The 16,331-nt window shown below is 44.1% G+C and carries 12 protein-coding genes; all 12 read left to right on the top strand.

Annotated features, from left to right (window positions below):
- Positions 1–36 precede the first annotated feature (36 nt).
- Positions 37–984 (top strand): EamA family transporter, encoded by a 948-nt coding sequence (locus MH215_RS05980; protein WP_239289087.1) that lies wholly within the window; start codon positions 37–39, stop codon positions 982–984.
- Positions 985–1,200: 216 nt separating this feature from the next.
- Positions 1,201–1,635, top strand: a complete 435-nt coding sequence (locus MH215_RS05975; protein WP_239289085.1) for a cupredoxin domain-containing protein — start codon at positions 1,201–1,203, stop codon at positions 1,633–1,635.
- A 97-nt stretch (positions 1,636–1,732) separates the two neighbouring features.
- Positions 1,733–2,755, top strand: coding sequence for an SDR family oxidoreductase (locus MH215_RS05970; protein WP_239289083.1), 1,023 nt, complete (start codon positions 1,733–1,735; stop codon positions 2,753–2,755).
- Between the two features lie 11 nt (positions 2,756–2,766).
- A complete protein-coding gene (locus MH215_RS05965; RefSeq protein WP_239289081.1) occupies positions 2,767–3,417 on the top strand; it encodes a carboxylesterase family protein in 651 nt (216 codons plus the stop codon).
- Positions 3,418–3,589: 172 nt separating this feature from the next.
- Entirely contained in the window at positions 3,590–4,162 is a 573-nt protein-coding gene (locus MH215_RS05960) for an S-layer homology domain-containing protein (RefSeq protein ID WP_239289080.1), read from the top strand.
- 266 nt (positions 4,163–4,428) lie between these two features.
- Positions 4,429–5,139, top strand: a complete 711-nt coding sequence (treR, locus tag MH215_RS05955) for a trehalose operon repressor (RefSeq protein WP_056692148.1) — start codon at positions 4,429–4,431, stop codon at positions 5,137–5,139.
- Positions 5,140–5,506: 367 nt separating this feature from the next.
- Complete coding sequence (locus MH215_RS05950; RefSeq protein WP_239289079.1) at positions 5,507–7,828, top strand: beta-galactosidase; 2,322 nt, start codon at positions 5,507–5,509, stop codon at positions 7,826–7,828.
- 212 nt (positions 7,829–8,040) lie between these two features.
- Positions 8,041–10,110, top strand: a complete 2,070-nt coding sequence (locus tag MH215_RS05945) for a bifunctional aldolase/short-chain dehydrogenase (protein ID WP_239289078.1) — start codon at positions 8,041–8,043, stop codon at positions 10,108–10,110.
- An 85-nt stretch (positions 10,111–10,195) separates the two neighbouring features.
- Complete coding sequence (gene rhaA / locus MH215_RS05940) at positions 10,196–11,467, top strand: L-rhamnose isomerase (RefSeq protein ID WP_239289077.1); 1,272 nt, start codon at positions 10,196–10,198, stop codon at positions 11,465–11,467.
- A gap of 208 nt (positions 11,468–11,675) precedes the next feature.
- Positions 11,676–13,349 carry a ribonuclease J gene (locus MH215_RS05935; protein ID WP_239289076.1) on the top strand — a complete coding sequence of 558 codons (1,674 nt, stop codon included), beginning with the start codon at positions 11,676–11,678 and terminating at the stop codon, positions 13,347–13,349.
- Between the two features lie 316 nt (positions 13,350–13,665).
- Positions 13,666–14,649, top strand: a complete 984-nt coding sequence (locus tag MH215_RS05930) for a LacI family DNA-binding transcriptional regulator (RefSeq protein WP_239289075.1) — start codon at positions 13,666–13,668, stop codon at positions 14,647–14,649.
- Positions 14,650–14,851: 202 nt separating this feature from the next.
- Positions 14,852–16,327, top strand: a complete 1,476-nt coding sequence (locus MH215_RS05925) for a glycoside hydrolase family 32 protein (protein ID WP_239289074.1) — start codon at positions 14,852–14,854, stop codon at positions 16,325–16,327.
- Positions 16,328–16,331 lie beyond the last annotated feature (4 nt).

The raw sequence follows: 16,331 nt of genomic DNA, 5'->3' as shown, positions 1-16,331 counted from the left end.
TCGATATTGTTGGAACATCAGGAGGTTTGTTCATCAATGAAATATTATGTATCTGTTCTTGCGGGAGCAATGAGTTACGGCATATTATCCACGATCGTGGTTTTGGCTTATGGTGAAGGCTATAAGTTAGGTGAGGTTGTGGGTACACAACTGATTACAGGGTTCATCCTTTCGTGGATGCTGGCACTATACACAAGATTCAACATAAAACGCAAACAAAATAACGCAGGTAAATCATCAACTGCACCAGCCCATGTTTTTCAAAAATTAACGTGGAAACAGCGTTTAATGCTCATGGCGGCCGGCACACCGACCGTAATTACAGGATTGGTGTATTATCAATCACTACGATATATTCCGGCATCGCTTGCCATTATTCTATTGTTTCAATTCACATGGATTAGCGTATTGATTCAGGCAGTAAGCAAGCGGCAGCGTCCGAATAAAGTCACCCTATTCACACTAGTTATACTCTTTGGGGGAACATTTCTGGCTGCAGGTTTCCTCGAACAGGGACTTGGTGAATTTAGTGGTCTAGGGATTGCGCTGGGACTTATGGCGGCTGTAAGTTACTCTTTGTTTGTTCTATTCAGTGGAAAAGCAGTTCCGTCGGCGCATCCTGCATTTCGCAGCGCATGGATGGTGACTGGAGGTTTGGTTCTGCTATGCATCCTGTTCCCGCCGACGTTTTTGTTTAATGGCTTGATCTGGAGCCAATTGCTCGTCTTCGGTTTATTGCTCGGATTCTTCGGAGCTTTTATCCCACCAGTACTGTTCGCCATTGGCGTTCCGCATATTGGAGGGGACATGGCAGGCATACTAGGTGCGGTAGAACTTCCGGTTGCGGTGCTGCTCTCAGCCATCGTACTTCATGAGCACGTTAGCTTGTTGCAATGGTTCGGGGTTATTGTGGTGTTACTTGGCGTTGCCTTACCTGAATTGCACAAGCTAAGGGTAAAACGAACCTCGCCCTCATATTCATGAAATAGTCATTTTTATTAAAATGAAACGATTTTTTCTTACGAAGCCTGAGAAATCAGGCTTTTTTTGATGTATAAATTTAAAATTTGATTGGAAATGTGTGACTGCTTCGGCATTGAAGCTGGCTATAGCCCACTGGAGTCATTTTAATTTTGAGATGAATCAGGTATGCTTAGAACGTATGCTTGAGCTATGAATGATGGAAAGAGGAGCGTTGATATGAATAGTTGGATCCGTAAAGCATGGCCAATGTTAACATTGGGTCTTGCTGTAGTTGTTTTACTTGGTTCGTTTCTAGTGTATTTTATGGGTAAAGATATGTCCCCGGGTTCGGAAAGCGCCAAAGCTGCGAGTGCAGCTAAAGTCGAGACAGCAGAAGATCTGCAGGGATTTGAAGTTATTGATGTGAGTGTAAGTAACGACGGTTTTGGCCCTGATGTCATTGAAGTAAAGGCAGGGGTTCCGACCAAAATTAATTTTATCCTTACCCGACAAGTTACACATGTTAAGTCATTGCTATCCAGTGATCTTGGCATGGACCTATACATGCAAAAGGGAGATAACTACTACACGGTCGATCCTGATCTAAAACCAGGTGAATACCAGATTCATTGCGGAATGTATATGATTTATGGGAAAATCAAAGTTGTCTAGAATGAAGGAGCAAAGTTTCGGAGACCCCGGAGCTTTGCTCCTCTTTTGCATGCATGATATCATGGTAGAGTCATATATTCCATCTGGAGGTGCAAATATGAAAGCGCTGTTTATTGGAGGCACAGGAACAATCAGTACGGCCATTACAACTCAACTTGCTGAGCAGGGCTGGGAGCTATATCTCATCAATCGAGGGAATCGCAATGCAAACCTTCCTGCGGAAGTGAAGGTATTGCAAGCAGATATTAATGACGAAACACGAGTAGCAGAGCTGATTGCCGATCTGAATTTCGATGTGGTGGCAGACTTTATTGCATTTGTACCCGCGCAGTTGGAACGAAATTATCGTCTGTTCAAGGATAAAACAAAACAATTTATATTTATTAGCTCCGCATCAGCATATCAGACCCCGCTTGCAGATTATCGGATCACGGAAGGCACGCCATTATCCAATCCGTATTGGGAATATTCTCGCAACAAGATTGCTTGTGAGGAATACCTATTGAAGCAATACCGGGAGCACGGGTTCCCTATAACGATTGTGCGTCCAAGTCACACGTATAACGAGCGATCCGTACCTTTGGGTGTGCATGGTGCGCAAGGAAGCTGGCAGGTGCTTAAGCGTATGCTTGATAATAAGCCGGTTATTATTCATGGCGACGGCACGTCATTATGGACTATAACGCACAATCGCGATTTTGCTAAAGGCTTCATCGGTCTGATGGGCAACATCCATGCGATCGGAGAGTCGGTACATATTACGTCAGACGAATCCGTCACCTGGAATCAGATTTATGAGATCATTGCGAATGCGCTGGGCGTTAAGCTTCATGCCGTTCATATATCCTCTGAGTTCTTGGCTGCCTGCAGTGATCAGGATCTTCGAGGAGGATTACTTGGCGATAAGGCGAATACCGTTGTCTTTGATAACAGCAAGCTGAAAAGGTTGGTTCCCGAGTTCGTAGCAACTACGCGCGCGGATCAAGGCATTAGAGATACTGTTGAGCATATTCTTGCCCATCCTGAGCTTCAAACGGAAGATCCCGAGTTCGATGCATGGTGCGACAAGGTTGTCGGTGTACTGGATGAAGCGTTACTGAAGATCAGAAACGAATTGTGAGGGGGATAGACATGACCCAGAATAGCCATCGATTAATCAAAGAAATTAAGAAGACTGTAACGATGGATTATTTACTGCATGTTCCCCACTCTGTTACAGAGACAAACGAGCTGTGGCCCGTCATTTTATTTCTCCATGGTTCCGGTGAGCGTGGAACGGATCTGAACAAGCTTCGCCAACACAGCCTTCCTCACATTGTAGAACAGGATGAAGGTTTCCCCTTTATCGTTATCTCACCTCAATGTCCAGAGGACGAATTCTGGGCAAATGAAAAAGAAGCTGTTATAGGCATTGTGGAATATGTGCTGGCCAATTATGCAGCCGATCCCAAGCGAGTATACCTCACCGGTTTAAGCATGGGAGGATACGGTGCATGGCATCTTCCGGCGGACTATCCAGGCGTTTTTGCGGCTGTAGCACCAATCTGTGGAGGATATAATCCAGCTAAAGCGGGAGCATTACGGGGATTTCCTATCTGGGCTTTTCATGGCGCCAAGGACGATGTGGTACCGCTGTCGGAATCACAAGGAATTGTGGATGCACTACTTGCTTTGAACGCTGATGTTAAACTTACCGTTTACCCTGAAGGTGACCACGATGCTTGGACTGAAACGTACAACAATCCTGATCTATACAAGTGGTTTCTTCGACATTCGTTGTAACCCATCCTAGTTATATATGAGTTGACTACCCAACGATTAAGTATTTACATTCATTAAGTGAATCGTTATATCAAGAAAAAATGACACTGGTTAGGGGAGGCACCCCAGTAGAGGACGTAGTCCTTTGTTGGAGTGCCTCCTTTTTTTCGTGTACCCAAAGGAGAGCAGACGCTTGGCTAAATTGAATAAACGTGTGAAGAAACAAGCAGAACAGCTTACCAAAGTCGTGCTTGCATTTGCTTTATTATCTCCTCATGCCTTGATGTATGAGATCGGTTCAACCGCTGTGATGGTGGAAGCTGTAGAGACGATCCAAATTGAATCAGATACCTCTATGAAGGCTGGTCAGTCCTCCAAAGTGAAGGTGGAGATGAATAGTGTGAGCAAATACAGCACCTATAGTTATAGAAACAGACTTCGAGAAGAATCAAGAATAGGACAACCAAACACCACTACTCATCAAAAAGGAACTGAAATTCTTAATGTTAACGAAAAAGATTGGTTTGCTCCGGAGATTGAAGCTGCAATCAGACAAGATATGGTTCATGGGATGGGTAACGGAAGATTTGCGCCCCATGCACTTGTGACCCGTGAACAAGCATCCAAGATCATTGCCAATGTAGTTCGCAGCCTGAATTCAGAATCGAGTACAGAACCGAAATCGGGTCGGAATGCCTTCACAGACCAAGTCAATGTATCCCATTGGGCGACAGAGGAAGTGAAAGAGCTCGCGTATACTTACTAACAGGATATGAAGATGGCAGCTTCCGTCCCTTGCAGCATTTAAACTGAGCAGAAGCCGCTGCGTTAATTTATCGATTGCAGAAGCTATTAAGTACGCTTGAGATGAATTGAGTCTTAACATAACCACTGGCATGGGGAAGAATATCAGGCAACGCAGGAAGAGCTTCAGTGCATAATCCTTCATTACCTTTGCTAACAGAAACGCTCATGCTATAATGAGTTGCTATATAAGTTAATAATAAGGGTAATGAACAGTGGTGATGACGAATGAATAACAAATTTATCCGAATTTATGAGGATATCGCAGCGGATATTCGGACAGGGGAAATTGAGGCAGGAACGCTGCTCCCATCTGAGCTGGATCTGTCTGAGCAATATCAAACGTCCAGAGAGACCATCCGTAAAGCATTGAAAATGTTATATGAAGAAGGATACATTCAGAAGATTCAGGGTAAAGGCTCCATTGTATTGGACATTCGCAAAATCGACTTTCCTATATCGGGTCTTGTGAGCTTCAAAGAATTAGCCCAAAAAATGGGCCATCGTGCGAAGACGTATGTGAACGTGTTCGAAGATCGAGAAGTAGATCAGAACTTATTCAAGCAGATTGGCTTCGCGCTGAACGAGAACGTCTGGGAGATCGTGCGTGTACGTAATGTAGACGGGGAGCATGTCATACTGGATAAGGATTATATTAGCCAGAAGCTTGTTCCAGGACTTAGCAAGGAGATCTGCAATAACTCGATCTACGAGTATATTGAAGGAGAGCTGGGTCTCGCCATCTCGTTTGCTAAGAAGGAGATATTGGTTGAAGAGCCTACGGAAGAGGATCGGAAATGGCTGGATCTGGATGGGTTCCATAACGTAGTTGTAGTGAGGAGCCAAGTGTACCTTGAGGATGCAAGTCCGTTCCAGTATACGGAATCTAGACATCGTCCTGATAAGTTTAAATTTGTTGATTTTGCCCGACGTCGTTGAGTAGGGTTGAGATCTAGATTTGAGAAGTACCTGTTCGCATCTTTGGATGTGAATGGGTGCTTTTTTGTCATACTTAATAATCAACGTGGTGACGAGACTATGGTGTGGCTCGACGGGGTTATCCGAAGATCGTCCATCATAAACCGCTTAATGTGAATGTGCATCATGCTTATTGGTAGGTATGATGAGAACATTAGATAGGGTAATAAATATCCAATGATATAGAAGAGGGAAACTGGAGTTTACGAGCAACGGGAACAACGAGCTGATACTAGACGACACTTGAACGAAGAAGCGAAGACAGGAGATTAATCTGAGTTGCTTGTATACGTAGAACTAAATTTTGCACGACGATGGAGGAATGTTCATGCGTAATAGCATAGCCGAGAACCATATTCACTTAAGCCTAAATGAAGCGAATAAAGAGATTCAAGCAGGTCGTATGACGGGCAATGGAGGTCAGAACCCACAAGGAGAGTCTTATGATTTTACGAATTTCTATATGACTCGAAACGATAAACCGTATATTCCGGTGGTGGGAGAATTCCATTTCTCAAGGTTTGCTTATCTGCAATGGGAAGAGGAATTGCTCAAAATGAAAGCGGGCGGTGTAAATATCGTCGCTTCATATGTCTTTTGGAATTTTCACGAGGAAGAAGAAGGCATATTCAACTGGTCGGGCAATCTGAATTTACGACATTTCGTGGATTTATGCAGTAAACATAAGATGCCTTTGATCATGCGCATTGGCCCATTCTGTCATGGAGAAGTCCGTAACGGAGGCATACCTGACTGGCTGTTTAGCTATCCGCTAGAAGTAAGATCAAATGACCCCGCTTATCTTCACTATGCGAAGAGATTGTATCGCGAAATTGCACATCAGCTGAAGGGCGCATACTTCCAAGAGGGTGGGCCGATCATTGGTGTTCAGCTGGAGAATGAGTACATGCATGCTGGTGCACCACTAGATGCATGGGGATACAAAAGTGGGAAGTACTTAACCGCAGGACGAGATGGGAAGGAACATCTGACCGAGTTACGGCGCATTGCTGAACAGGTAGGGATTAAGCCCTTGTTCTACACGGCTACTGCTTGGGGAGGTGCGGCTGTGCCAAGTGAAGGGACACTGCCAATGTTAGCAGGATATGCATATACGCCTTGGATTCCTAATCAGCCGCCGAGCCGAGAGTTTTTGTTTCGCGATTTACATGTGAATCCTGTTGAATCCGTGGACTATAACAGTCAGGAGTATCCGGCAGCCTATTGTGAATTGGCTGGTGGTATGCAGGTGAGTTACCACGCACGTCCTCTTGTAGATGCAGATAGTGTAGAAGCCATGACCGTGGTGAAGCTTGCAAGTGGAAGCAACTTAGTTGGGTATTACATGTATCATGGGGGTTCTAACCCCATTGGTAAGAAGAGCTACATGAATGAGCAGGCTTTACCCAAAATAACCTATGATTATCAATCTCCCATTGGAGAGTTTGGACGGATTGCCGCATCATACGATCGAATTCGTATCTTATCCATGTTCCTGGATGCATACGGAGAGATGCTGGCTCCAATGGGAAGTGTGATTCCCGAGGATCAAGCAGAGATCACATCGGATAATACAACAAACCTACGTTGGGCTGTGCGCCAGCATTGCGGATCAGGGTTTCTCTTCCTAAACAATTATCAGGATCATGTGCAGATGCCAGATCGTGATGTACGGATTGAATTATCTACGACGAAGGGAAACGTCTCTTTTCCAAACGAAGGCTCACTGAAGCTTCGCTCGCGAAGAGCAGCGATTTTACCATTTCATATGCCACTGAGTGGACTAGAAGTGATTAGTGCAACGGTTCAACCTTTAACACAGTTTGTCACAAATGATGAGGTTACAGTAGTATTTTATGAACTTGAAGGCATACAAGCCGAATATGTTCTTGCAGCTTCTTCCGTGGAAGATATTGATGCGGCCAATGGAGTGGTAAACCAAGACGAAGAACGATATGTGATCCATCCTGTTGTGGGATTAGAAAGCGATATCCAACTTACTTCACAGGATGGAGTGAAAATCCGCATCATCACCTTAACTCGTGAGCAAGCGCTACAATCCTATCGTCTGAACTGGGGCGGGGAAGAGCGAATACTGATAAGTCGTAGTCGTCTCTTGATCAGCAATGACCGTCTGGTGTGTACTTCAGAAGGTGTGCCACAGATAGAGGTATCCATGTATCCGGCGCCTAACGGTACTGTGTTATCGAACCTTGCGCAACTCTCACAAACACAGCATGGCATCTTTAAAACATTTCAATTAAACATTCCTTCCTATGATCCTTCCTTACAGGTCGAGCATCCGAAGGAGCATACAGCCATAATAAATATCGATACAGACTGGCCGACATATGTCGATGATGTATTTGTCCAGATTGATTACGAAGGCGATGTTGCTGAAGCGTATATTCATAACCGCATGTTAACAGATCATATTCAGTATGGTGAGCCGTGGAGAATCGGCCTTAAGGAATCTCTACTGAAGCTAAGCGATCATGCACTGCGCATTATGTTAACCCCTGTTCGTAAAGGAACGACGACATCTTATGTCAATCAAGCGTTTATCGAAAAATTCGAAGGTACCGAAATCGGTGTGTTTCATCAGATCGAAGCAATTCCTTATTATCGAGTTTCACTTAATTTGAAGTAGGATATGCAGGCAGAGCAAGGACATCTTGCTCTGCTTTTTCCTGTTAAAGTGCGAAATGAGGAAGAGCAGAGTACGTTCGAGGTGGAAAGGATCATCACTTCTATGTGTTTTTGAATTTTTCCGTTTATATTTAAAATCTTTTTGTTTTCAAAACAAAACAAAGATGTTAAACTCTGATTAGGAATAAAACAAACATTATCGGAGGGAAACGAATGGTACAGAGTTTATGGAATTCAGCGCAGGCTTCAGAGAAAACAACAGGACTAGATCAGTTGGTTTACCGCTCCAACCTCATTGGTGCTGATCGCAGTGTGTGCAATATCTTCGGCGGTAACACATCTACCAAAACGACAGTACAGGATTTCCGTGGTCGTGAGATCGAAGTTATGTATGTTAAAGGTAGTGGCTCTGACTTGGGCTCCATGCAAGCGAAGCATTTTACAGGACTTGCCCTTGAGGACATTCGTCCATTAATTGAACGGGAATCGATGACAGATGAAGAGATGGTTGAGTATTTGGGACATTGCATGATTGATTCCAAGCACCCACGTGCTTCCATTGAGACACTACTGCATGCGTTCCTTCCATATAAACATGTTGACCATACACACCCAGATGCCATAATCAGTTTGTGTTGTGCAGATAACGGAAAAGAATTAGCAAGAGAAATTTACGGAGACCGATTCGTATGGGTACCGTATGTACGTCCTGGTTTTACATTATCTAAAATGATTGCTGAAAGCGTATTCGCAAATCCCAATGCAGAGCTCGTACTCATGGAGAAGCATGGATTGGTTACTTGGGGAGAAACGTCAGAAGAGTGTTATGCACAGACGATCAAAATCATTAACGAAGCAGAAGCATTCATTGAAGCACGGGTAGATGAAGCAAGCCTGTTTGGTGGTGTGAAGCATCCAGCACTTGCGGCTGAGGTTCGTCGTGAGATCGTATCCCGTGTGATGCCAACGATTCGAGGAGCAGTATCCGATAGCAAAAAAATGATTTTGTCTTTTGACGATCAAGATGACGTTCTTGCCTTTGTCGGCGGGGTAGACTCACCGCAATTATCCCAAGTTGGAGCAGCGTGCCCGGATCATTTGGTACATACCAAAGTGGTTCCATTGTTTATTGATTGGACGCCTAATGCAGACGATATTGAAGGTCTTCAAGCGAAGCTAGTCGATGGCGTAGCAGCATATAAAGAGCAGTATCAACAATATTTTGAAAGTAACAAAAATGAAGGCGATGTTATGTTTGAAGCTGCACCACGGGTTATTTTGATTCCGGGTGTAGGTATGATTAACACAGGTAAGAGCTGGGCGCTTTCCCAAGTCAGTGGAGCGTTGTACCATAGAGCTATCGCCGTGATGCGTGGGGCAACCAGTCTCGGACAATTCGTATCGCTGAGTGCCAATGAGTCTTACAATGTAGAATACTGGCCACTTGAGCTGTACAAACTCTCTCTTGCACCAGCGGAAACGGAATTCTCTCGTAAAGTTGCCTTTATTACAGGAGGCGCAGGAGGCATCGGAAGTGAAACAGCACGTAGACTCGTATCTGAAGGAGCGCATGTTGTCCTTGCTGATCTGAATCTTGAGGGTGCACAGAAGGTTGCACAGGAGATTAATGATCAATATGGCGCCAATCGTGCTTATGCACTTAAAATGGATGTAACCGATGAAGCGGCCGTTCAAGCGGCTTATGCGGAAGTTGCTGTTCAATATGGCGGTGTAGACATCATTGTAAACAATGCGGGGCTAGCGACATCCAGCCCATTTGACGAGACATCTTTGAAGGAATGGAACTTGAACATGAACGTACTGGGTACAGGTTACTTCCTCGTTGCACGTGAAGCCTTTAAACTGATGAAGCAGCAAGGAATCGGGGGCAGTATGGTCTTCATTGGTTCCAAAAACTCGGTATATGCTGGGAAAAGCGCATCTGCATACAGTTCTGCTAAAGCACTTGAAGCGCATCTTGCTCGTTGCATTGCGGCTGAGGGCGGAGAGTATGGCATTCGTGTAAACACCATTCTACCAGATGCTATTCTGCAAGGCTCAGCGATCTGGAACGGTTCTTGGAGAAATGAACGTGCGGCAGCGTACGGCATTGAACCGGATCAATTAGAAGAGTACTACCGTAAGCGCACCACGCTACTTGTTAATATCTATCCAAGAGATATCGCAGAAGGTATTGCTTTCTTTGCTTCTTCCAAATCGGAGAAAACAACTGGATGCATGATGACTATTGATGGCGGTGTACCAGCAGCATTTACACGTTAAATTGATAGAAATCATCTCATAGCTACACTTTGGATAACCCATATATCTTATGAACATGGACAAATAGTAATAGGGAGGGTTCTTGATGGATAATCAAGTCAAACAAGCGTACGAAGCGGCTAAGTCTCTATATGCACAGCATGGGATTGATACCGATGAAGTTCTGAAGAAGCTCGCAGAGATCAAAGTTTCTGTGCACTGTTGGCAAGGCGATGACGTTAAAGGTTTCTTGAATCAAGAAGGCGAGTTAACAGGGGGAATTTCCGTTACAGGTCAATACCCTGGAGCTGCTACGACACCAACTGAACTTCGAACAGATCTGGAGCAAGCTTTTGCCCTCATTCCTGGTAAACATAAAGTGAATTTGCATGCAATCTATGCAGACACGGATGAACGCGTTGAGTTGGATCAAATTGAGCCAAAGCATTATGAGAATTGGGTTACATGGGCTAAAGAGCAAGGGCTCGGTTTAGACTTTAATCCAACATGCTTCTCCCATGAAAAATCAAGTGATGGATTCACTTTGAGTCACCCTGATTCGGAAATTCGTAAGTTCTGGATTGATCATTGTAAGGCTTCCCGTCGCATCGGAGCCTATTTCGGAGAACAGTTAGGTCAGACCTGTGTGACCAATGTATGGGTTCCTGATGGCTTTAAGGATAACCCAGTAGATCGTATGACTCCGCGCAAACTGTTGAAAGACGCTCTGGATGAGGTTTTTGCTGAGAAGCTTGATCCGAAGCATAATCTGGATGCAGTCGAGAGCAAATTGTTCGGTCTAGGCTCTGAGGCTTATGTGGTAGGTTCACATGAGTTTTACATGGGATACGGCTTGCAAAATGATACATTAATCTGTCTGGATGCTGGACATTTCCATCCAACAGAAGTCATTTCGAATAAATTGTCTTCGTTAGCTCTGTTCACGAGTGGCATTCTGCTTCATGTAAGCCGCCCTATGCGCTGGGACAGTGATCACGTCGTTATTATGGATGATGAGCTGCTGGAGATTGCACGTGAACTTGTGCGTCATGATCTGTTATCTACAACACACATCGGTCTGGATTTCTTTGACGCAAGTATCAATCGGGTGGCTGCATGGGTGGTTGGAACGCGGAACACGATCAAAGCACTGCTTCGTGCGATGTTAGAACCGATTGAAGCATTGAAGGATGCTGAACTTAAAGGGGACTACACGCTGCGTCTGGCGTTAACAGAAGAATTCAAATCTTATCCATTCGGCGCGATCTGGGATTATTACTGTGCTCAGCAAGGTGTGCCGGTACGTGAACAATGGATTACTGAGATCAAAAACTATGAGCAAAATGTATTGCTTCAACGTCAAACCTTGCTTGTGTAGTTCGTTTGCATTAGCGAGTTAGATGTGAAAGAGCCTTTGTTGAACTTCAATGTTCATCAGGGGCTCTTTTCTATATTTAATTGTGACATCGAATTCAGCATCTCATGTATAAGAGAAGGGAGAACTTCCATAATAGGAAGAAGCGTAATGAATTCGATCTTTTGTTTAGACCAACCACCACAGCTATTGTAGAGGAGGATCTGTTGATTTGAACCTTGCACACAACAAATTGTACGTTGCAGCGCTCGGCGGCGTGAATGAAATTGGGAAAAATATGTATATCATACAGTATGACCAGGATATCATCGTGATTGATTGTGGTTCTAAGTTTCCGGATGAGACACTATTAGGCATTGATCTGATCATTCCGGATGTATCGTATTTATTAGAACATTTGGATAAGGTGAGAGGACTGGTCGTTACACATGGACATGAAGACCATATTGGGGGCATTCCCTATTTATTAAAACAACTGAATATTCCCGTGTATGCATCGCGTTTAACACGAGGGCTAATCGAGTTAAAGCTTAAGGAACACGGACTGTTCCGCAATACGGATATGCATACGATCGATGCACATTCAAGTATGAAGCTTGGGCAGATCGATGTTTCTTTTTTTGCAACAAGTCACAGTATCCCGGATTGCCTTGGTGTTTTCTTTCAAACGCCCGGAGGAAACGTCGTTCATACGGGGGATTTCAAGTTTGATATGTCACCCGTTAACGGCCCTTACCCGGATTTGCATCGCATGAGTGAGATCGGTAAACAAGGCGTGAATATATTGTTATCTGAGAGTACCAATGCTGAGCGTCCGGGATTCACACCTTCTGAACGTGTGGTTGGTGACCACATCTTAGATGCTTTTATCCGTGCAAAGCAAAAAATATTTATTTCTACTTTTGCTTCCAATGTGAGCCGAGTTCAGCAAATTGTAAATGCTACGTTTGAAACAGGTCGTAAACTTGCTCTATTAGGCAGGAGTATGGTGAATGTCGTGTCTGTAGCAACTGAACTTGGATATCTAGATGTTCCTGATGGAGTATTAATTGAAGCGATTGACTCGGATCAATTCCCTCCTGAGCAAGTCGTTGTGTTATGTACAGGAAGTCAAGGCGAACCGATGGCGGCATTGTCTAGACTTGCAGCGGGCAAGCATCCTCATGTGAGGGTTGCGACTGGAGATACGGTGATTATTGCGGCTGGGGCAATCCCGGGTAACGAAAGAGATCTTGCCCATGTGATTGATAATCTGTATGTTCTGGGTGCACGCGTGATCTATGGATCAAGCGGTGCTTCTGGCATGCATGTATCTGGACATGGAAGTCAGGAAGAGCTTAAGCTCATGCTGACATTGATGAAACCTGATTATTTAATCCCTGTCCATGGGGAGTTCCGTATGTTGTATCAGCATCGTTTGCTGGCAGAATCGGTCGGAATCGAGAAGGATCATGTATTTATCGTTAATAACGGGGACATGATTCAGTACAAAGATGGCGTTGCTTCACGCGGACCTAAGATTGCTTCGGGCAATAGCCTTGTGGACGGTCTTATTATGGGCGATGTTGGTAATATTGTGCTTCGAGATCGGAGACAACTCTCTTCGGACGGCATGCTGGTTATTGTGACGACATTAAGTAAAACCGATAAAAATATGGTTACTTCTCCTGAGATCATATCCAGAGGATTTGTCTTTGTGAAGGATTCGGAGGAATTCATGAATGAGATTCATGAGCTGGTTCTTAAGAAAATGGAGGAGCTAACGGGTGCCGGTGTGAATCAATGGAATGTGATCAAACGAAAGCTTAAAGACGAGATCGGTCATTACATCTATGCTCAGACTAAACGTAGACCGATGATCCTTCCCATCATTATCGAGGTATAGGAAGTAAACAACATTCACAAAATCCTTTATAATGATTAGTTGGAGCATGTTTCCCATCTGAATATTGTTCGTAAAGTAACGCCCAATTGATGCGTACTCATACCAAGGTATGAATTCACATGGATTGGGCTTTTGGTGTTTAACCTGATGACACAGATGTGTAACTAAAACAGGTTTAAAGGTCATTCAGTCATAGAAGAGATAAGTGTTACCCGCTTCAGTTGAACATTGTAGAACAGATTCGCCATACGCGAAGCTTCGAAGTATAATATGAACAGATATTACTTTACATTTTAATGAACTCAAAGGGGTAAATATGAACAAAACCATTTCTGATATTGCTCAGATGGCAGGTGTTGCGAAGAGTACCGTCTCCCGGTTCCTTAACGGAGGGTCGGTTAGCGAGAACACAGGGCAGAAGATTGAGCAGATCATCAAACAATATAACTATGTCCCCAATACGTTTGCACAGAGCTTGAAGGCGAAGAAGACCAGTATTATTGGAACAGTTGTGCCAAGGCTTGATTCATTTGCAACTTCACAGACCTTAATCGGGATCGATGAAGAATTGCGCAACAATCAATATCAGATGTTAATTGCGAATACAAGTCAGGACATGAAACGAGAAATTGATGGTATATATGATTTTGCTAGACAGAAAGTGTCAGGTATTATTCTTCTTGCCGCGGAAGTAACCGAAGCACATCTCAAAGCTATTGAAGAGATTGGTATTCCAGTTCTATTAGTTGGACAACAACATCCCAATATCCATAGTTTAGTTCATAATGATGATCAAGCAGGGTATGAGATGGGAAGATATATCGTTCAACAAGGTCATCGAAACATTGTATACATGGGCGTTACAGAGAGAGATCAGGCAGTAGGTATTCATCGTAAGCAAGGTTTCAAGCGTGCTATCGCGGAATGTGGTGAGTGTCAGGTTACATATCATGAAACAAGCTTTAAAATGTCGGAGGCGGTTGTAACGGCGGAGGCTATTGTCCGAGATCGCAAAGCCACGATCATCGTAGGCGCAACGGATAACATTGCGCTTGGCGTGATGAAAACAGCCTTTTCCAACAAAATACGAATTCCACAGGAGTTGTCCGTGACGGGCTTCGGTGGATACGATATTACGGAGATGATCCACCCAACACTGACAACAGTGAAATTTCACTATTTACAAGCGGGCAAATTGGCGGCAGATCACATTATTCGACTCGTTCAAGGAGGCGTTGTGGAGAAGCAGACAGTTCTTGATGTAGAAATTATTCCGCGAGAAAGCGTTGACAAACTATAAAAGGTTCCTTTATGATAATTCCATCGAACCGGTTCCATTTGATTGCTTAATGAGTTTATCGAATTGACATTGGGGCGGAGAAACGCAGATGGAATTATTTTTTTGTTATAATTGGAACCGGTTCCTATGTGCAAAATAATTCGTGCACAATTTTTGTGGCGTGTAGCCACATTTTGATTTACAACGCAAGGGTGGAATGGTTATGAAAATGAATAGAGAACAGCGTTATCGGCGGATAGAACAAGCAGAACCAGGTGAAATGGATAAGCTTACAGCATTGATATCTGCGTGTCCGTGGAGACAACAATATCATATCCAACCCATTACAGGACTACTGAATGACCCTAATGGATTTTCCTATTATGAAGGTCATTATCATTTGTTCTATCAGTGGTTCCCTCTAGGAACCGAGCATGGGATGAAATATTGGTACCACACCCGTTCAACGGATCTTGTGAATTGGGAAAATGTCGGCATCGGTATAAGCCCAGGTGAGCCATATGATTCACATGGAGCATACTCCGGCAGTGCCATCGAAAAGGATGGGAAACTGCATCTTCTCTACACCGGCAACTCAAGAGATGAAGAGTGGATCAGGCACCCGTATCAATGCTTAGCCATTATGGATGAAAGCGGTTCAGTAGTGAAAATGCCTCTGCCTGTGATTGATTCAGTACCTTCAGGATATACCGAACATTATAGAGACCCTAAGGTCTGGCAAGATGGGGAGCTATATTACTGTGTGATTGGAGCCCAACGGACGAATGAAACGGGATGTACTGTTATGTATCGTTCAGCAGATCTCAAGCATTGGGAATTTCTTGGTGAGGTTGAAACTAAACTCCCGAATTTTGGCTATATGTGGGAATGTCCTGACTACATGTCAATCGATGAGCAGGGGGTTCTGATCTTCTCACCTCAAGGAATTCAACCTGAAGGAGATATGTACAACAACATCTATCAGTCTGGATATATCGTTGGTGAACCGCTAGACCTAGAGACAAGAGTGTTCAACCACGGTGCTTTTCAGGAACTAGACCGAGGGTTTGATTTTTATGCACCACAAACGATGAACGCACCAGACGGTAGACGGATTCTTGTGGGCTGGATGGGGCTTCCTGATCTGGAGTATCCCACAGATGATAGTGGATGGGCACACTGCTTGACGATTCCTCGGCAATTGACGTTGAGGGATGGGAAGTTGATTCAGCGACCCATTGCGGAAATGGCTAAGCTGCGAGCGACTGAAACAGTTGAACAACTACATGTCATTATGGATGATGAGATCCGATCTTTTGTAGGTTTTGAAGGTATCGCGTATGAATTAGAGTGTGAAATCACAGATTTTGATGCGGAGTACTTCGGTATTGAGTTTCGAACCAACGAACATGAGAAAACCGTGATACAGTATGATCGACTGCAACAAAAATTGACACTAAATCGCTCTTTATCTGGTGCTACATTAGATTCGAACAATGGAAATATTAGAAATTGCGCTTTATCTGGGGATATCATCAAAATTCATATGTTCGTTGATACATCTTCAGTGGAAATATTCGTGAATGATGGGGAAGAGGTATTCACTAGCCGCATATTCCCAAGCCGAGATAGTGTGGGCATTCGCTTTTTTGCACATGGAGGCAAGGCAGAGTTCAAAGCGAGCAAATGGGATTACTAAAAAC

It is taken from the genome of Paenibacillus sp. ACRSA, assembly GCF_022346845.1.
Classification (GTDB): Bacteria; Bacillota; Bacilli; order Paenibacillales; family Paenibacillaceae; genus Paenibacillus.
The sequence above is the reverse complement of the archived record's forward strand: the minus strand, read 5'-3'. Positions and strand labels throughout refer to the sequence as shown.